This is a genomic window from Nitrosospira sp. Nsp11, assembly GCF_900142705.1.
Taxonomy (GTDB): Bacteria; Pseudomonadota; Gammaproteobacteria; order Burkholderiales; family Nitrosomonadaceae; genus Nitrosospira.
Genome location: NZ_FRBV01000002.1, coordinates 81,403 through 99,400 on the forward strand (window position 1 = coordinate 81,403; position 17,998 = coordinate 99,400).

The window sequence follows — 17,998 nt, forward strand, 5'->3', positions numbered from 1 at the left end:
TGCACAATCATGTTTGATGCCAAGCCCAAAATCCTCATCGTCGACGATGATACGGATCTGCTTGAGTTACTTGTTATCCGGCTGACCGCTGCGGGCTACAAAGTGGACGCAGTACAAAGTGCAGAGGCCGCGCTGAATTATCTGGATGTATCACGGCCGCAACTGGTCATCAGCGATATGCAGATGAGCGGCATGGACGGCATGGCATTATTTGAGCACATCCATCGGGCATTACCGACGTTGCCGGTGATCATTCTTACAGCGCATGGCACCATTCCCGATGCGGTTGCGGCCGTCCAGCAAGGCGTATTCGGTTATCTGGCCAAACCTTTTGACAGCAAAACCCTGCTGGCCAACATTAGCCAGGCTCTTAGATTCGTTCCGGGCGCCCTGTCACAGCAAGAGATATCGCAGGCGGCGTGGCGCAAAAATATCATTACGCAAAGCGCTGTCATGGAGGACCTTCTTACAAAAGCAGGACTTGTAGCGGAGGGAGACGCGAGCGTGTTGATCTATGGCGAAAGTGGCGTGGGAAAGGAATTATTCGCGCACGCGATACACGACGCATCCAAACGGCGCGATCATCCGTTTGTGGCTATAAATTGCGCGGCAATTCCAGAACAGTTACTGGAATCCGAATTGTTCGGTCACGTCAAAGGCGCGTTTACCGGCGCTGTCCGGGACCACAAGGGGCTGTTTCAGTTGGCCGAGGGCGGGACGCTGCTTCTCGACGAAATTGGTGATATGCCGCTTTTGCTCCAGGTCAAGTTATTGCGTGTCCTGCAGGAGCGACAAGTGCGGCCGGTCGGGTCGACGCAGGCAATGCCGGTGGATGTCCGCATTATTTCGGCAACCCACCGTGACCTCAAAGCGGAAATCGCCGCAGGTACCTTTCGAGAAGACCTTTATTACAGACTGGACGTGGTGGCCTTGACAATTCCCGCCCTGTCGCAGAGGCGCGAGGATATTCCATTACTGACAAATTACTTTCTAAGTACATTTTCCGAGAAATACCAGAAAAATATCAACGGATTCTCTCCCGAAGCCATGGAGATGCTGATTAGCGCGTCCTGGCCGGGCAACGTGCGGCAACTCATGAATGTCATCGAAAGATGTGTTGCCCTGAGTACGGCACCCCTCATCTCGGCCGCATCGGTGTATGACGCCATGCACCGGGAAGAGGAACAGCTTGTTTCTTTCGAGGACGCGCGCAAAAGTTTCGAGAGAGACTATCTTGTACGCGTGCTGAAGATAACGGGCGGCAACGTGACGCAGGCAGCGCGCCTGGCCAAGCGAAATCGCACAGAATTCTACAAACTGCTCCAGAGGTACCAGCTCGATCCTTCTGTTTTCAAGCAGGCGCAAGCATGATCCTGAATTCGGCAGTCGGGGTGGAGTGAGCTGTTCAAGCCGCCCCGTGGCGAACTCACCAAAAGGTGAAGCTTCCAGGCTACGAAAAATCCTTTTCGGTTATAGCGCTTAGTTGGCAAATGAGCTGAAAAATGAATTGTCAACTGCTGGATTCAGAATAACGATCAACTTCACATCACCGCCACGTCAGACTGGCCCTCTATGGGGTTGCGCTCGTCCTCTACGAATTTGCCGCCTTTTTTTACGATAAAACCCAGCTCTGACCACCATCTGACCATATCACTATAGTCTTCTATGCCGCGTGAAAATGGTTGTATCTGCCCCGAGGCGGTAACGACATCGACAGGGCGCTGAGCCGGCCACCACAGTTCGCCGCAAGCCAGAAAGTCAGCCTGCCAGGGCAATGCCATTCGCTCAGTCAGGAAGCCAGGGGAAAGCGTACGTTTGATCCGGAACGGTGCTTCATAGGTCACTGCCTGCGCAATGACATACGTTACCTCGATACCAGGGAAAAATGGCGCGCCGATGCAGCCTTCCAATGACGCTCGCGTCAGCGCATCGGGCTTTTGTTCGAGCGGCAATTCATCGAACGGAACAGGTACAGGCTCGGTTACCCAGTCGGCGTGGAATTCGCCCTGCGACCATTTTTCCATCATGGCGTACTGATACTCCGTCAGTGCAGTGTATTCGCCTCGTTCCGGATTGTCGGGATCCAGGCCGCTATTCACTTTCGGCATGCTGGGCGGAACCCGGGGCGGGGGAGAATTGGGATCGACGCGAGTATTGGGTTTCATCAGCCACCTCAAAACCGTTTCACGCGCGGACTTCCCATTTTCCGTCTTGTCTGCCAGCTTGCTCAGCCGCTCGGGATTGAGGAAATTTCCCGCATCTCCGTGATGGCGGTTTCTTTGCTCCGCCACCCAGTGAATCAGTACCACCCGCTTAAGGATCGGGTAGATATCCCGTGTAAATGACGGCACACTTTTTATAAGACGCGGAGAGAAATTTCGCACGGCAACATTCAGCGCCTGGTCATACCAGGTTGTGACACTTTCAATTTCCGGGGCGTACGAGGGGGGTGCCACAACAACCCATGCGCCGCCTTCAGCATTGATGGGCTGTTCACCTTCCACCTCTACGACAGCACTTACAGGCCCATCGGAAACGCCGTCATACCAGCCATCATTATTCGCAAAATTATCGAGGCCTCGACCAATAGGGGAGCCCGATTTACCTGGACCGCCGACAACGATCAGCCGTCCTTCTTCGTCCGTGAGGAGGCGTCCAAACACAATTTTTGCGCTGCCTTCGACATCTCCACCTTTAATGAAGTTGATTTCTCCGGCGAGAAGACCACCCGCTTGGTTTTTGCCCGATATGGACTGTATTCCGGCATCCGCGATTAACCCCGCTCGGCTGTATTCAGCATTTCTGAGCGAAGTAGAAGACGGACCTCCCGGCGGAAAATTTCCACCTGCTGCTTTACGGTTGACCAGATGCACGCTCCATCTGATTCTTGTCTTCTCATCCAGAACAATCTCGCTGTCGAGTGCTTCCTTGCCGAAATCGTCACGAATAAATTTATAAATGCGGAATCGAACAGCTTGCGGCTTTATTTTTCCCGGTGACGAGTCGTCACGATATGGCCCCGAGGGAGTAACCCCTGGAGACTCCGGGCCCAGGAAATAAGCGGTCTCGCTGTTTCCTATACGCGCAACCCCTATTGCCGGGTAAATCCGGTAGATTGCTTTCATCGGCATTTTCTCCTTTGCCAGTTTAATTCATCCCGAAAAAATCTTGGCCACATCCATATCATAGCCTCCACCAAAAATATTTCCGGCTATTTTTTCCTGGGAACATGCCGTTCACGTCGTGTTCGCTGTCGTGCTCGTATATACCGGAAAAATACCAGTGAAGAGTTCCGACCATCATCCAGCCCTTGTTGAAAACCTATGTTCGGAAGCGTACGGAAACATCGTTAACGATGCTCTATAAAAATAACCGTACTTTCGTATTTCCTTATTTCAGGATCAGGCACATCAATTTTATTAACGCGAGGCGCTGAGGATGTTATCGGAAGACAAATATGGCAACCCCTTGCATGACCGGCCCCCTGAGGTGACAGCCGTACGAATCCCGGCAGGGGATGTCACGTTGAGCGCAGACTTGGCTATTCCCTCGGATCCCAGAGCTATTGTCGCATTCGCACATGGCAGCGGCAGTGGCCGGCATAGCACCCGCAACCGTTATGTCGCGGAAACACTGAACAGGTATCACTTCGCCACGCTGCTCGCCGATCTCTTGACCGAGGAAGAAGAAGTTATCGATATGCGGACACGGCATTTGCGTTTTGATATACCCATGCTGGCGAACAGGCTGATCGATATTGCCGCATGGTTGCAAAGTGAACCGCGCACGAAACATTTAAAGATAGGCTGGTTTGGGGCGAGTACAGGTGCCGGTGCCGCGTTGATTGCCGCGGCAAGGCGCCCGGAAAATATCATGGCGGTGGTCTCCCGTGGGGGCCGGCCTGATCTGGCGGGTGATTATTTGCCGGAAGTCATCGCTCCCGTGCTTCTTATCGTAGGTGAAAACGATTTCGAGGTCCTGAAACTCAATAAATCGGCCTTGGCGCGGCTTAATCCCAATGGTCGGTCCAGATTGGACATTGTACCAAACGCAACACATTTGTTTGAAGAGCCCGGCACGCTCGAGGCAGCCGCCCTTCTGGCGGCTCAATGGTTTCAAACCCATTCCGGACCGTTGGAAGAAGAGGTTTAGATGGCAGGCTCCGTTCACTATTTCGCGGATAGGGCAGAAGCTGGAAAAAGGCTGGCGGAAGCACTGGCCGGCTATGCTAGAAGAACCGATGTCCTCGTTCTGGCACTTCCGCGTGGCGGCGTGCCGGTGGCTTATGAAGTGGCCCAGACTCTGGCTGTGCAGATGGACCTGTGGCTTGTCCGCAAGCTGGGCGTGCCCGGGCAGGAAGAACTGGCGATGGGTGCGATAGCAGGAAATGATACTCGCGTCCTCAATCGAGACATCATCAGCGTCTTGAATATCGACAGGACTACCATTGAGGCTGTAATAGTAAAGGAACAGGCGGAACTGGAAAGGCGCAACCTGCTTTACCGCCAAGGCAGGCCGTCACCCAATATTGAAGGAAAGACAATCATAATTATCGATGATGGCCTTGCTACCGGGGCGACCATGCGCGCTGCGATTGCTTCCCTCCGCCATGCCGGTGCAGCAAAGATTATTGCGGCTGTGCCAGTTGGCGCCGCGGCTACCTGCGGAAAAATCGAGCAGGAGGCGGATGAGCTTGTTTGCCTGTATACACCGGAGCCTTTTTACGGCGTAGGACAATGGTATAGCGATTTTTCACAGACGCCAGACGAAAGCGTGCTCGCACTCCTGGAAAGTGCCGCCAAAAGCCAGGGCAGCGCCCCGATAAAACCCGCAAAAACATTGTGAGGGTTCAGCATGCCTGACCTCGATTCTCATCACAGCTCGATCGCCGTACTGGAACGGCATGCGCAATCTCTGCAGGTTGCGGGGGACGATTACCGTCCACTGATTGATGCCGCAAAAAACAAAAAACTTGTTCTGCTCGGAGAGGCTTCTCACGGCACTGCAGAATTTTATCGAATTCGCGCCGAAATTACCAAGCATCTCATTGTAGAAGAAGGATTCGACGCTGTCGCAGTCGAGGCGGACTGGCCGGATGCCTACCGGGTCAATCGCTTCGTATCCGGCACATCGAATGATACGGATGCCGACGCGGCGCTATCGAATTTCGAACGGTTCCCCACTTGGATGTGGCGTAATACCGAGGTCCTGGCTTTCGTCGCCTGGCTGCGTGACTACAATCGGGGGAGCGAGAAATATAAGGGTCGAAAGGAACCTGTAGGGTTCTACGGCCTTGATTTGTATAGCATGACAACCTCGATGGCGGCAGTTCTGGCCTATCTGGACAAGGTCGATCCGCAAGAAGCCGCCGCGGCGAGAGCGCGCTATGGCTGCTTTGGCCAGTTCATCGGCAATCCCCAGGCGTACGGGTACGCCATTGCCTCAGGCAGATGGGATTCCTGCGAGCAGGAAGTGATTGCTCAACTGATGCAGCTGCAACGGAAAGCGCGCCTCTATGTTGAACAGGATGGCGTTTTTGCCGGGAACGAATATTTTTCGGCGCGGCAGAACGCCGAGCTGGTAAAAAATGCTGAGGAATATTACCGGGCAATGTTCAGAGGGCGGCCCAGCACATGGAATTTACGAGACCGGCATATGTTCGAAACGCTTGAGAAACTCGCTGCTCATCTGGAAAGCCGGTTGGGCCGAGAGCCGCGAATTGTCGTATGGGCACACAATTCTCATCTGGGCAATGCTGCAGCGACGGATATGGGGCAGCGCGGCGAGATCAATATCGGCCAGCTGGTGAATGAGGAATACGGGAATAGGGCGCTTCGCATCGGATTTTCGACCAGCCGCGGCACGGTAACCGCAGCTTCGGATTGGGACGGCCCCGCCGAAACAAAAACCGTTCGCGACCCATTGCCCGGCAGTTATGAAGCAATTTTTTCGGGACTCGAAAAGAAACGTTTCTTTCTTGATCTTCGGACCGAAGACGAAGCTGTCAGCCTATTGAAAGAGAAAAAACTGCAGCGGGCCATCGGGGTAATCTACCGGCCTGAAACCGAGCGAGCAAGCCATTACTTCTATTCATCCCTCCCACGGCAGTTTGATTTCATGATCCATATCGATAAAACAGAAGCTGTGCAGCCATTACCGTCATTCGTTCATAAAAGGCCCGGTGAAATGGACGAGACCTATCCATCGGGTTTTTAGACGCCTGATTTCAACGTAATTCTTTCCTATCTGTAGTTTCATACTTGTTTCTTCTATGGCAGCCGCCGAACTAATGGTGTGCGCGGCTCCGCCGTAGGCGCCGCTGAGATAACGCAGAACGCTTCCCTACCCAGCGCTTCCATTTAATTCCTTGCTTTTAAAAAAATGTGACCTATTTTAAATAATGCCGTGTCATGCGGCAGCACGAAAACAAATCGAAAATAGCTGAGTCCCGTGTTCATTCAAGGAGACATCGAGGAAAAATACGAAGAAAAATCAAGTCAGCAAAAATGGGTCATTAACCAACGGGTTTTTTCGGACATTGCCGATCATTGCGGCGCTGGTTTCATCCGGCTTCATTCAGCCCGCCCTTGCCGTCGATCGCATCTGGTTTGGCGGCGCGGGGGATTGGGGTGTCGATACGAACTGGTCACCCACAGGTGTGCCGGGCATCAGCGACAAAGCAATTATCAACAGCGGCAATTCAACTCTGTCTTTCAATACGGGAATTACCGGACTCGATTTGTCCAGTGGCGCTGTTAGTGGTACAGGTAACCTCACGCTCAGTGGTTTGAGTAACTGGACTGGCGGCTCCATTACTGGCGGGCGCACGGTGAATGCTGGCGATACTACCTGGAGCGGCAATACTGGCGCCAATAACAACGATCTCTTTTTAAGCGATGGCACTTTCAACAATACTGGAACATTTACCGATACCAACGCCTTCAACGATCGGATGGTCAGCGTTGGAACATTCAACAACAGCGGCACTTACAACAAGCAGACCGATATTCTTACCACCATTGGCGGGGTGTTGCCTTCAATAACACCGGCACGGTCAACGTCCAGGCGGGAGTATTCAATGTGGCAAACGCTATGAGTAACGCTGACGTGGTGAATATCAGTACTGGTGGGACATTCCAGTCTTCTTGCAGTGGTGCGGACTGTTTCGTTAACACAGGAATTATGCAAGGCAACGGCACAATTCAAACACCAGCCAATAACGAGTTGGTCAACAGCGGTGTGATCAATCCTGGCGACGCCATTGGTCATCTTACTATCGACGGTGATCTGAATCAGGCTTCAGGTGGTGTAATCAATTTCCAGCTAGCCAGCCTAAGCAGCTTTGACCAACTGACGGTTACCGACGATGTAACGTTGGGCGGCGAGATTGGCATATGGAACCTCGGCTACACGCCTGTGGCCGGTGACAGCTTCGTGGTGGCGACTTTCGATGATCGCGCCGATACGACTTTCTCATCCCTCAGCCTGCACGGCTTCAGCCCCAATACCTTCCAGGTGTTTTACCACGACCACGACGTCACCGTGGCAGTGGTCCCCGAGCCTGAACAATACTTGATGCTGCTTGCGGGCCTAGGCCTGATGGGCGTCGTGGCTCGCCGTCGGCGGAACTGCATTCGGCGGTGCGATGAAACTGTTTAGTACCTGATCCGGGTTCCAGACTGCCCGGATCCAAAAGAAAAATCGTGCCATTGGCCCGCTTGTTCCGGCCGGTAGCTTACAAGAAGGGCGAATGGATGTAATTTAATTAACTATTAATGGGAGGAAAAAATGAAGAAATTACCTTATGTTTTACTGATCGGGGCTGCCCTGCTTAGCCTGCCTGCCATTGCCCAGAATGATGGCGACCGTGCGGATGCTGCAAACCGTGCCGTGAACATCTCTCTCGGCAGTTCTGGGGGAGCGCTGGATAACGCCGCATTGAAATCGGTCCGCAAGCTGGTCGGAAAAGCGATTATTGCCGATACTGTAGATACTTTCGCTGTTTATAGCCCGAGAGTGGGCGGCCCGATTCCGATCGAGGGCGGCTTGAACGCCTGCGCGGAAGCAGGTTTTAGCGCAACGCCAAAACAGTTCAACGCTTTCGTCAAGCAGTTGCGCGCCATTCATCCCAAGGCGGGAACCTTCCTCAATGTGGAGCTTACCGATCAATGCAAGCCAATTGATGTCGTTGCGTCCGCGGTCTGTGGAGGTATTGCGGGAACAGCCTGTCCCGACGCAAAACAGTTTTGTGATTTTGGAACGGGTCAATGCAAGGTGGCAGACGCACAAGGCACATGCAAGACCAAGCCCACCATTTGTCCGCAGATATTCAAGCCTGTTTGTGGTTGCGACGGTAAAACTTATTCGAATGCATGCACGGCGTCGGCCGCGGGTGTATCCATTGAACGAGAGGGAGAATGCAAAAAATCAGAACCGCAAGCATGCGGTGGAATTGCCGGAATTCCATGTCCTAACGGCAAAACCTGCGTAGATGACCCCGCTGACGATTGCGATCCGAAACGCGGCGGTGCGGATTGTCCCGGGATTTGCCAAGGCAAATAGCAGCTGACTTATTCCGCAACATTTCTCAAGGCCAATGTTAGGCAACGCACAGAGGCAGGCATAACGAGATGTTAAAAATTGGTTCATTTGTCGTTAGACGGGGCTATGCGATCAATTGGGGAATGCCCATTCGCATAGCTCGATCGATCACTTTTTAAGGAGGACTTATCTTGTCAGACGCATCATCCGGCATGCCGGGCATGGTAACCAATAAAATCGGAGCAGCCACTAGTGATCTTGTTGGCAATGCTGTTGAGCAACCCGAAAAATCGTCCCCAAGCGGGACAATGGCAGCAGATGCTTCTGAATCGGTCGAGCGTGAGCAAGGAAAAAGCCATCACGTGGTTTCCACCACTGCTTATTACAGCGTTGAGGGGTATGGCCCTGATGGTTACTTTTATGACGAAGCGCAAGACTGGCTGGAGGCTGACGCGGAAACAGGTGGGGTGCTATATGGCGAAAAGGATTTTTAATCGCTGAAAAACATCCTGATAGCTTAGCTGCTTACGAGATTCGTTTACGTGATCATCCAAGTGGTAGCAGTAACAGTACGATAAATTTTTATATTTCAAGGAGAAAACATCATGGCAAACATTGCTCGTCGTTCCCCGTTCGGTGATATCGCTCGCTTCGACCCGTTTTACAATGTTGATGATTGGTTCAAGGGTTTTGGAATGCAACCGTTTTCCATGGACTCGGAGACCGCCCCTACAATCAAAATTGATTTAAAGGAAAATGACACGGCCTATACCGTGCGCGCAGAGATCCCGGGGGTAAAGAAAGAAGATGTCAAGGTGCAAGTAGAGGGTAATAGAGTTTCCATCAGTTGTGAAACCAGGCAGGAAAAAGAGGAAAAAGAGGGCGAAAGAGTCATTTGTTGCGAATGCCATCAGGGATCGAGCTACAGGAGCTTTACTTTGGGGAGCGATGTGGATGAGACCAAAGCCGAGGCCAAGTATGAAAATGGCACGCTAGAACTGACGCTGCCGAAGAAAGAGGGTAAAACCTCCAGACGGATCGAGGTCAAATAGCAAGTGATCTTTTACAGGCTGAGCTAGCGCGCTGTACTGACCGTTCTCCTGATGAGAATGGTCAGTCTGTCCTGTGGTTGGAGGCGAACTTTCGGGAGGCGGCCGCAGGTTTTAACCCGCTTCAATAACAATAAGGCTGAGTATGACATCGTAATTCTGGCCCGCTTCGGCGGAAGTCGATCAAAATGAAGTGATCACGCCGTACGGGAGAGATACATAGTCATGTGAAGCTGACTCGGCTGTGCGCGATTCATTTTGGAGGTTCTGTGGCGGCAAAGCAGATTCTGTTTCATGAAGCAGCCCATGTCAAAATTATTGAAGGCGTCAATATCCTTGCGAATGCAGTTAAGGTGACTCTCGGTCCCAGAGGTCGGAATGTCATTCTCGAGCGTGCCTATGGTCCGCCGCTGGTTGCAAACTCTGGTGTCATTGTAGCGAAAGAGATCGAGCTTGAAGACAAGTTCGAGAATATGGGCGCGCAGATGGCAAAAGAGGTCGCAAGCAAAACATCCCATGTGGCGGGAGATGGCACCACCACCGCTACGGTACTTGCACAGGCGATCATTCGCGAAGGTATGAAGTTTGTTGTGGCCGGAATGAATCCAATGGATTTGAAACGAGGTATCGACAAGGCAGTTGCCGTTACCGTCGATGAACTCAAAAAAATGTCCATGCCATGCACGACCAGGAAAGAAATTGCCCAGGTCGGTGCGATTTCCGCCAATGCTGACGCCGTTGTTGGCCAAATCATTGCTGAGGCCATGGAAAAAGTTGGCAAGGAAGGGGTGATAACCGTCGAAGATGGCAAGAGCCTGGAAAATGAGCTGGAAGTAGTGGAGGGAATGCAGTTTGACCGTGGGTATCTGTCTCCATACTTCATTAATAGCCCGGATGAGCAGATTGTTGTAATGGAAGAGCCTTCTATCCTTCTGTATGACAAGAAGATCAGCAACATCCAGAATCTTCTTCCGCTGCTGGAGCAGATCGCCCAGGCCGGCCATCCACTGGTTATTATCGCTGAGGACGTCGAAGGCGAGGCGCTGGCGACACTGGTGCTCAACAATATCCGCGGCACATTGAAGGCGGTTGCCATAAAAGCCCCCGGTTTCGGCGAACGGCGCACCGCCATGCTGGAGGACATTGCCATTCTCACAGGCGGCAGTGTAATCGCCGAGGAAGCGGGTCTTACAATGGAAAAGATAACATTGAAAGATCTTGGCCGGGCCAAGCGCGTGGAAGTGGCGAAAGAATACACAACGCTGATTGGCAGCGCCGGCGATCCCGTAATGATTCGGGGCCGAATCAAACAGATTCGCAAGTTAATGGAAGAATCCGCCGTCGATTACGACAAGGAAAAATTGAAAGAACGGGCTGCCAAGCTCGCTGGCGGCGTCGCGATAATCAGAGTGGGCGCCGCCAGCGAAATGGGCATGAAAGAGAAAAAGAGCCGGATTGAAGACGCGATGCACGCAACCCGGGCTGCTGTTGAAGAGGGGATTCTACCAGGCGGCGGTGTAGCGTTACTGCGGGTCAGGGAAGTAATCCGCTCGCTAAAGGGCAACAATAATGAACAACAAGCCGGCATCGAGATTGTGTTGCGGGCGTTAGAAGAGCCTTTACGGCAGATCGTTGCAAATGGCGGCGGCGAATCCTCGGTTATCCTCGCCAAGGTGCTGGAGGGCAGGGGCAACTTCGGCTACAACGCAGCAACCGAAGAATATGGCGATCTAATGGAAATGGGCATCCTTGATCCGGCCAAGGTAACACGCTCCGCCTTACAGAATGCTGCGTCGATAGCTAGCCTGATCCTTACCGTTGACGTCATGATTGCGGAATTACCCAAAAATAAGCGGGTCACGTCCCGCAATTCGAGTGAGATGGATGAAATGGATGCGATGGCTTGAATGAGATGCAGACAAGCAGCTCCGCCTTCAAATCAAGGATGGCGAAAAGTAAAGGCTTGTTGTCAGTAAAACTTTTCATCTTTGTCAACTAACGGGCTATTCCCGCCATAGGAGTTTTATCATGGGCACTCATACTACGCCTCCTGGTTTCCGCTCGATTTCCCGTCGTGACAGCATGTTTGAAGAGCGCGTGCACGATGCCTATAAGACAAGACATAAGCTGCCTGAGCCGACCGTTTGTCCGCAATGTGGCGCGGTATTCCATGAAGGACGCTGGCAGTGGCTTAAGACTCCCGCCGATGCACACCAGGAACCTTGTCCTGCATGCCATCGCATTCATGATCATTTTCCCGCCGGTTTTGTGACTTTGCAGGGGGAGTTTTTTCTCGCTCATCGCGAGGAAATCCTGCATCTTGTGCATAACGTGGAAAAACATGAGCGAACCGAGCATCCGCTTAAACGCATCATGGAAATCGAAGAAAAAGACGGTGCGACGCTGATTACAACCACTGATATCCACTTGGCGCGAGGTATTGGCGAAGCCATACATAACGCCTACCAGGGCGAGCTGCAATTCCACTATAACCCGGACGAGTATCTGTTGCGTGTGGGCTGGACACGATAGAAATCAACGATTAAATAGGGCTCACTTATTGCCGGATTAATATTAATAATAGTATTAGAAGCATCATTTATGGCGCTGCTTTATCCCCGCAGCCAAACGCTTCATATCGAAATGTAACTCAAGCGGAGAGCATTATGCCTGTCGGTGAAATTTGTAACCGTGATGTTATTGTTTTGCGACGAGACGAAACCATTCTGGAGGCGGCCAAGCTCATGCGCCATCACCACGTCGGTGATGTGATCATTGTGGAAGAGCGCGATGGCGTCCGTATCCCCGTCGGGATCGTGACCGATCGGGACCTGGTTGTAGAGATCATGGCGACGGAACTCGATCAAGGGGTTATCACCGTAGGCGATATCATCGAGCAAGAGTTGGTCACCGTCAAAGAAGACGTGGCCATCTTCGATGCGGTTCAATACATGCGCAGTAAGACTGTAAGACGTTTACCGGTCGTGGATGAAAACGGCGCGCTAGTAGGCATACTGACACTGGATGACTTGTTGGAACTGCTATCGGAAGAATTGCTTGCAATTGCCAAATTGGTAAATTATCAACGGCAAAAGGAAATGAGGGCGCGACGCTAGCAGGTGATATCGGATCCTGTACCCGTCGAGATGTGCATGGAAGAATTAAGGTTCAGGCTGATTTCGCGGTGAGGCATGCAATATGGTTCCGGTTGAGGGGGAGGTACGCCGGCAATTCATTCTTATCCTGGTTATTACCGATTTTTCCAATAATGAAAAGGAGCATAACGATGACGAATTCCTTGAAGCACGTCAGGAAAAACATTGGCCGTGGGCTTAGCCGGACGTGGGACCATATTTCGGAGGGCTGGCGCGAACTGGTCCATCAAAGTAGCGACGCGCTGACTCACTTTACGCGTCGCAAGGATGAGGAGGATAAAGAACAGGTGGCAGCCGGCACATTACCCGCTTTCCGCAACTGGAGCGTACTGGCAGGGGAGGTTGAGGAAACGGACAAGGAGATGGTGGTGAGGGTAGAAATGCCCGGTATGGAAAAAAAAGATTTCCATATTACGATAGACGGCAATATGCTTTATTTGAGAGGCGAAAAACATTTTGAACGTGCTACAGGCGATAGTACGTATTATTTCACGGAGCGTGCCTACGGCGTTTTCCAGCGGGCCATACCGTTACCAGACAAGGCGGATGCCGACCACGCGGAAGCGAGCTATAAGAATGGCGTGCTGACCGTGCGCCTGCCAAAGGTAGGCGGCGAGCAAGGCCGGCTCGTTCCGATATCCTGATAGCTGGGCATGACGATGAGCGAAAGGCTGCGTTTTATTTTTCGTGCACACGTTGTTGCCTTATGGGGCGCTTTCCTTGTCTGTTTGCTGGCCCCGATAGCTGCAGCGGGCGAAACGGCTTCACTCATGAGCCAGAAGGAAAGAAACGAGAAGAAGGAGAAACCTATCATGTCAATGACCTTAACATCTTCATCTTTTTCTCCTCACGGCGCAATTCCTGCGCGCCACACCTGCGACGGCCACGACACTTCACCGGAGCTTTTCTGGACCGAAGTACCCGAGGGCACGAAAAGCCTGGTTTTAATCATGGACGATCCCGATGCGCCTGATCCTGCTGCGCCCAAGAGAACCTGGGTGCATTGGATGTTGTACAACATTCCACCCGGCGCCAGCGGACTATCGGAGGCAATTGCGCCGGCTGATCTTCCACGTGGAACGCTGGAAGGGCTTAACGACTGGCAGCGCACCGGCTATGGAGGGCCGTGCCCGCCGATTGGAAAACACCGGTATTTTCATAAACTCTATGCGCTGGATACGGTCCTGCCGGATTTGAAGCAACCAACCAAGGCAAAGCTGGAGAAAGCGATGGAAGGCCATGTCATCGCGTATTCCGAACTTATCGGTTTATATCAGAAGCATTGAGGGGATTCAGCGGCGAGCCGGACGGGGTTGCAAGTGCCGTTGTGATAGCGTATCGGCATGCATCTCTGAGCTCGTCTGCAACAATAGCGGGAACTGAGGCGTTCATGGCTGATCTGGTAGTTGCGAAAAAAGAAGGCTTGTTTTGCGTACCAGGGCAATTTTATATCGATCCGTGGCTGCCGGTCGAGCGGGCCATCATTACGCATGCGCACGCGGACCACGCGCGCCCCGGCCATGTTCATTACCTCGCTGCAACTTCGGGCGCCGCCATCCTGAAATCCCGGTTGGGCGACATCACGCTTGATACGCTGGCATATAGAGAGCGAACCGTCCACAACGGCGTGACCATCTCGCTTTATCCGGCCGGCCATGTTCTAGGTTCTTCCCAGGTTCGTCTCGAGTACAAGGGCGAAGTATGGGTTGTATCGGGCGATTACAAATTGGAAGCGGACGGCACGTGCGATGCCTTCGAGCCCGTCGCTTGCGAAACGTTTATTACCGAATCGACGTTCGGTTTACCGATTTATCGCTGGCAGGCGCAGAACTCGATTCTTGACGATATCAATGAATGGTGGCGGCGCAATGGCGAAGCGGGCCGGGTCAGCGTTCTCTTTTGCTATTCGTTCGGCAAGGCGCAACGAATCTTGAACGGTATCGATAATACGATCGGTCCGATTATCTGCCATGGCGCGATCGAAACGCTTAACCGTGTTTATCGCGAAGTTGGAATACCATTGCCGGATACGTTGAGCATCAGCGGCATAAATGATAAAGCCCGCTTGCGCGGAGCGCTTGTCCTGGCTCCGCCCTCGGCAGCAGGTTCGCCGTGGATGCGTCGTTTCGGCGACTATAGCGATGCATTCGCAAGCGGCTGGATGCTTCTCCGGGGTGCACGAAGGCGCCGCGCGGTCGATCGCGGTTTCGTGCTGTCTGATCACGCGGATTGGCCGGGCCTGATGGCGGCCATCACTGCAACAGGTGCGCGACGCGTGATCGTTACGCATGGGCACGTCGATATCATGGTGCGGTGGCTGCAGGAGAATGGGTTTGACGCTTCAGCCTTCGACACGGAGTACGGGACCGAAGAAGATGACAATGTCGCAGCGAACGAATCCATTGCATTCAAAGAAAGCCATGCGTGAATTTGCGGGGCTTTACAACGAGCTGGATTCAACCACTGCAACTATCGGCAAACTTGATGCATTAAAAAGATATTTCAGCCATGCCCAACCGGCAAACGCCGCCTGGGCGGTCTATTTTTTGGCCGGCGGAAAGCCGCGTCAGACAATCTCGACCAAACTCTTGCGGCAGTTTTCAACCGAGATGTCCGGTATTCCGGAATGGCTTTTCGACGAATGTTACCTGGCAGTTGGGGATCTGGCGGAAACGATAGCGCATATTCTGCCACCGCCAGGGAATGAAAGCTGCATTGCGCTTGCGGTCTGGATGGAAGAACGCATTATTCCCTTACGAAACGAGACCCCGGAAAAGATTCGTGGCGCGTTGTTCGGTTATTGGGATGAGCTCCAGGCGGATGAGCGTTTTCTGTTGATAAAACTGATAAGCGGCGGATTCAGGGTTGGGGTCTCGAAACTGCTTGTGGTTCGCGCATTGAGCGAACTTTCCGGTCTTGATATAAAAATCGTTTCCCAACGGATGATGGGATGGACCGACAGCGGGTTGCAGCCCAGTGCGATGCGCTATAGCTCGCTGATCGCCCCGCAGGTGGCGTTTGAAGGCGCGGACCCTCATGGCCAGCCGTATCCTTATCCGTTTTTCCTAGCCCATCCTTTGCAAGCCGATCCTGAAACATTGGGCGATATCCGGCAGTGGCAAGCGGAGTGGAAGTATGATGGGATTCGCGCTCAATTAGTGCAGCGGGGCGGCCAACGTTGGCTTTGGTCGCGCGGAGAGGACTTGATCACGGATCGTTTTCCTGAGATCAGCGGAATTTCTTTTGCCGATGGCACCGTCCTGGACGGGGAAATTCTGGTATGGAAAAACGACAGGCCAGCCTCTTTTGCCGAATTGCAAAAGCGAATCGGCCGCAAGACCTTGTCGTCAAAGATACTAAACGAGCTGCCGGCGGTGTTTATAGCGTTTGACCTGCTGGAGCACGGCGGGCAAGATATCCGGAATGCTGCTCAATCGGAGCGGCGAGGCAAACTGGAAGATGTGGTGAGCGCTATTGGAGCACCTGGTCTGATTATTTCACCTGTGATCGATGCCCATGACTGGCAAGCACTGCGGGTGATACGGGACAGCTCGCGCTCGCGTGCTGTTGAAGGAATGATGCTGAAATCGGTTAGTGCACGGTATGGGGCAGGCCGCACCAAGGAGAGTGGTGTCTGGTGGAAGTGGAAGATAGATCCATATACGGTCGATGCGGTATTGATATATGCGCAAAAAGGACATGGCCGTCGTGCCTCGCTCTATACGGACTACACTTTTGCAGTGTGGAATGACGACCTGGAGGGCAAGCGCAAACTCGTGCCATTTGCAAAGGCATACTCTGGCTTGACCGATCGTGAAATTGCGCAGGTCGATGCAGTAATTCGCAAAACAACGGTTGATAAATTCGGCCCGGTTCGTAGCGTAATGCCAACCATGGTGTTTGAAATAGGGTTTGAAGGCATTGCCCTTTCATCACGGCACAAAGCGGGTATTGCGGTGCGATTTCCCCGGATGCTTCGCATTCGCGACGACAAAAAAATAGACGAAGCCGATTCGCTGGAAACACTGAGAGGCATGTTGACGTGAGTATCTTTATCATCTCTGGATTAGCCGTCCCTGAAGCGCGTATTTTTACAAGAAAACATGTCATCAATGATTTTTTTTATCGCGTTCCGTATAAGGGCTCCTTATACTGGAAGGCCACTGATATGCAGCAAAAGCTTTTCGACATATTTAGGTATCCCTGCATATAACGAGGCGATTTTTATGTACCAACTCTTGATGGAATTTATTGGCTGAGGTGTATGAAAATGTCTGCGCACAAGCAGAAAAATGGTCGGACCGCCTGGCCGATGAAGTGGCCCATCAAGACGATAGTCAAGGAGTTGAGATACGCGCGGGATTTATCTGTTTATTTGCTCACACGGGAGAAAGTGCGTAAGGAACCGCTTGTCAGATTAGACGAAAAAGGGCTGGTATCGCCGGATTACACTAGACCGGTCTGCCTTTTTTGTAGCTACGATTACAAAAGTATTGTCAGAAAGAACGTGTATCAATATCTTGACGCGCTCGCACTGGCGGGGTTCAACATCATATTTATCAGCTCGAGCGATGACATTGCGATTTCGGACCTGGAGAAGCTTTCAAGATGCTGCGTAAGAATCATAAACCGGGAGAATAAAGGCTACGATTTTTACGGATGGAAAACAGGGCTGGAGAAATATGCCCGATACAAGGACCATGCCGGCCTTCTGTTAGCCAACGATAGCGTTATCGGGCCGCTTTTCAGCATCAGCAATATCGTTACTACGCTTGAGAACTACGACGCTGATGTGATTGGGATGACCGATTCTTTTCAATTTCATCCGCATCTGCAATCTTATTTTCTGTATTGCAAAAAAAATGTAGTGCTATCTGAAGAATTTCTTCGCTTCTTCAAAGAGGTCGATATTCTGGAGCTCAAGAATGCTGTTATCCGAAAATATGAGGTCGGTTTTTCCCGGCTTCTCCGCCACAGATTCCGCCTAGCCGCTCTTTATGGTTTAGAACCCGCCCTGGCTCGAACTAATTTTAATCAAAGGCCTATAAGATGGATAGAGCCGACTTTACACTTGTGGAAGCCTCTTATTACCGAGTTCAAGTTCCCGTTTATCAAAAAAAGCGTTTTGACAAGGAAGGGCGTAAGTGTTGGAGAAGTCTTGCCGGTGCTGATAGAGACTGCTTCCCATTATAATATGGCCATCCTCGACGACTTGAGTTTGCCCTACAGATGAGGCGGAGTTGCTGCCTTCGA

The 17,998-nt window shown here is 52.2% G+C and carries 18 protein-coding genes; 17 read left to right on the plus strand and 1 reads right to left on the minus strand.

Features of this window, described 5'->3' with window-relative positions; translation table 11 throughout:
- Positions 1-9: 9 nt before the first annotated feature.
- Positions 10-1,371 carry a sigma 54-interacting transcriptional regulator gene (locus tag BUA28_RS03435; protein ID WP_072766752.1) on the plus strand — a complete coding sequence of 454 codons (1,362 nt, stop codon included), beginning with the start codon at positions 10-12 and terminating at the stop codon, positions 1,369-1,371.
- A gap of 170 nt (positions 1,372-1,541) precedes the next feature.
- Here the strand turns inward: BUA28_RS03435 and BUA28_RS03440 are convergent, their stop codons facing one another.
- Entirely contained in the window at positions 1,542-3,125 is a 1,584-nt protein-coding gene (locus BUA28_RS03440; RefSeq protein ID WP_072766753.1) for a LodA/GoxA family CTQ-dependent oxidase, read from the minus strand.
- Between the two features lie 313 nt (positions 3,126-3,438).
- Between BUA28_RS03440 and BUA28_RS03445 the strand changes: the two genes are divergently transcribed.
- The 16 genes from BUA28_RS03445 to BUA28_RS03520 all read left to right on the plus strand — a co-directional run bounded on the left by BUA28_RS03445 (position 3,439) and on the right by BUA28_RS03520 (position 17,978).
- Entirely contained in the window at positions 3,439-4,152 is a 714-nt protein-coding gene (locus BUA28_RS03445; protein ID WP_072766754.1) for a dienelactone hydrolase family protein, read from the plus strand.
- Positions 4,153-4,845: a phosphoribosyltransferase gene (locus BUA28_RS03450; protein ID WP_072766755.1), complete on the plus strand. Its 693-nt coding sequence runs from the start codon at positions 4,153-4,155 to the stop codon at positions 4,843-4,845.
- Positions 4,846-4,854: 9 nt separating this feature from the next.
- A complete protein-coding gene (locus BUA28_RS03455; RefSeq protein ID WP_072766756.1) occupies positions 4,855-6,216 on the plus strand; it encodes an erythromycin esterase family protein in 1,362 nt (453 codons plus the stop codon).
- Positions 6,217-6,538: 322 nt separating this feature from the next.
- Positions 6,539-7,096, plus strand: a complete 558-nt coding sequence (locus tag BUA28_RS03460) for a hypothetical protein (protein ID WP_072766757.1) — start codon at positions 6,539-6,541, stop codon at positions 7,094-7,096.
- Positions 7,093-7,659: a PEP-CTERM sorting domain-containing protein gene (locus BUA28_RS03465; RefSeq protein ID WP_072766758.1), complete on the plus strand. Its 567-nt coding sequence runs from the start codon at positions 7,093-7,095 to the stop codon at positions 7,657-7,659. Before BUA28_RS03460 ends, BUA28_RS03465 begins: the two co-directional genes overlap by 4 nt.
- 129 nt (positions 7,660-7,788) lie before the next feature.
- Entirely contained in the window at positions 7,789-8,562 is a 774-nt protein-coding gene (locus BUA28_RS03470) for a Kazal-type serine protease inhibitor family protein (RefSeq protein ID WP_072766759.1), read from the plus strand.
- A gap of 170 nt (positions 8,563-8,732) precedes the next feature.
- Positions 8,733-9,035, plus strand: coding sequence for a hypothetical protein (locus BUA28_RS03475; RefSeq protein WP_143148426.1), 303 nt, complete (start codon positions 8,733-8,735; stop codon positions 9,033-9,035).
- Between the two features lie 111 nt (positions 9,036-9,146).
- Positions 9,147-9,593 (plus strand): Hsp20/alpha crystallin family protein, encoded by a 447-nt coding sequence (locus tag BUA28_RS03480; RefSeq protein WP_072766761.1) that lies wholly within the window; start codon positions 9,147-9,149, stop codon positions 9,591-9,593.
- Between the two features lie 266 nt (positions 9,594-9,859).
- Positions 9,860-11,497: a chaperonin GroEL gene (gene groL / locus BUA28_RS03485; RefSeq protein ID WP_072767053.1), complete on the plus strand. Its 1,638-nt coding sequence runs from the start codon at positions 9,860-9,862 to the stop codon at positions 11,495-11,497.
- 121 nt (positions 11,498-11,618) lie between these two features.
- Positions 11,619-12,122: a BCAM0308 family protein gene (locus BUA28_RS03490; RefSeq protein ID WP_072766762.1), complete on the plus strand. Its 504-nt coding sequence runs from the start codon at positions 11,619-11,621 to the stop codon at positions 12,120-12,122.
- 134 nt (positions 12,123-12,256) lie between these two features.
- On the plus strand, positions 12,257-12,706 hold the full coding sequence (locus tag BUA28_RS03495; RefSeq protein WP_072766763.1) for a CBS domain-containing protein: 450 nt from the start codon (positions 12,257-12,259) through the stop codon (positions 12,704-12,706).
- Between the two features lie 170 nt (positions 12,707-12,876).
- Positions 12,877-13,389, plus strand: a complete 513-nt coding sequence (locus BUA28_RS03500; protein WP_072766764.1) for an Hsp20/alpha crystallin family protein — start codon at positions 12,877-12,879, stop codon at positions 13,387-13,389.
- 168 nt (positions 13,390-13,557) lie between these two features.
- The gene (locus BUA28_RS03505; protein ID WP_072767054.1) at positions 13,558-14,031 is read left to right on the plus strand and encodes a YbhB/YbcL family Raf kinase inhibitor-like protein; all 474 of its coding nucleotides are present in this window, start codon (positions 13,558-13,560) and stop codon (positions 14,029-14,031) included.
- 104 nt (positions 14,032-14,135) lie between these two features.
- Positions 14,136-15,173, plus strand: a complete 1,038-nt coding sequence (locus BUA28_RS03510) for a ligase-associated DNA damage response exonuclease (RefSeq protein ID WP_072767055.1) — start codon at positions 14,136-14,138, stop codon at positions 15,171-15,173.
- Positions 15,127-16,791, plus strand: coding sequence for an ATP-dependent DNA ligase (locus BUA28_RS03515; RefSeq protein WP_371915204.1), 1,665 nt, complete (start codon positions 15,127-15,129; stop codon positions 16,789-16,791). Before BUA28_RS03510 ends, BUA28_RS03515 begins: the two co-directional genes overlap by 47 nt.
- 224 nt (positions 16,792-17,015) lie before the next feature.
- Positions 17,016-17,978 (plus strand): rhamnan synthesis F family protein, encoded by a 963-nt coding sequence (locus BUA28_RS03520; protein WP_256598221.1) that lies wholly within the window; start codon positions 17,016-17,018, stop codon positions 17,976-17,978.
- The last annotated feature ends 20 nt before the right edge of the window (positions 17,979-17,998 follow it).

Bases quoted from the DNA above. Each gene is read 5' to 3' on its own strand.
- BUA28_RS03435 (WP_072766752.1), top strand. From the start codon at position 10: ATGTTTGATGCCAAGCCCAAAATCCTCATCGTCGACGATGATACGGAT.
- BUA28_RS03440 (WP_072766753.1), bottom strand. From the start codon at position 3,125: ATGAAAGCAATCTACCGGATTTACCCGGCAATAGGGGTTGCGCGTATA.
- BUA28_RS03445 (WP_072766754.1), top strand. From the start codon at position 3,439: ATGTTATCGGAAGACAAATATGGCAACCCCTTGCATGACCGGCCCCCT.
- BUA28_RS03450 (WP_072766755.1), top strand. From the start codon at position 4,153: ATGGCAGGCTCCGTTCACTATTTCGCGGATAGGGCAGAAGCTGGAAAA.
- BUA28_RS03455 (WP_072766756.1), top strand. From the start codon at position 4,855: ATGCCTGACCTCGATTCTCATCACAGCTCGATCGCCGTACTGGAACGG.
- BUA28_RS03465 (WP_072766758.1), top strand. From the start codon at position 7,093: ATGAGTAACGCTGACGTGGTGAATATCAGTACTGGTGGGACATTCCAG.
- BUA28_RS03470 (WP_072766759.1), top strand. From the start codon at position 7,789: ATGAAGAAATTACCTTATGTTTTACTGATCGGGGCTGCCCTGCTTAGC.
- BUA28_RS03480 (WP_072766761.1), top strand. From the start codon at position 9,147: ATGGCAAACATTGCTCGTCGTTCCCCGTTCGGTGATATCGCTCGCTTC.
- BUA28_RS03490 (WP_072766762.1), top strand. From the start codon at position 11,619: ATGGGCACTCATACTACGCCTCCTGGTTTCCGCTCGATTTCCCGTCGT.
- BUA28_RS03495 (WP_072766763.1), top strand. From the start codon at position 12,257: ATGCCTGTCGGTGAAATTTGTAACCGTGATGTTATTGTTTTGCGACGA.
- BUA28_RS03500 (WP_072766764.1), top strand. From the start codon at position 12,877: ATGACGAATTCCTTGAAGCACGTCAGGAAAAACATTGGCCGTGGGCTT.
- BUA28_RS03505 (WP_072767054.1), top strand. From the start codon at position 13,558: ATGTCAATGACCTTAACATCTTCATCTTTTTCTCCTCACGGCGCAATT.
- BUA28_RS03510 (WP_072767055.1), top strand. From the start codon at position 14,136: ATGGCTGATCTGGTAGTTGCGAAAAAAGAAGGCTTGTTTTGCGTACCA.
- BUA28_RS03515 (WP_371915204.1), top strand. From the start codon at position 15,127: ATGTCGCAGCGAACGAATCCATTGCATTCAAAGAAAGCCATGCGTGAA.
- BUA28_RS03520 (WP_256598221.1), top strand. From the start codon at position 17,016: ATGTCTGCGCACAAGCAGAAAAATGGTCGGACCGCCTGGCCGATGAAG.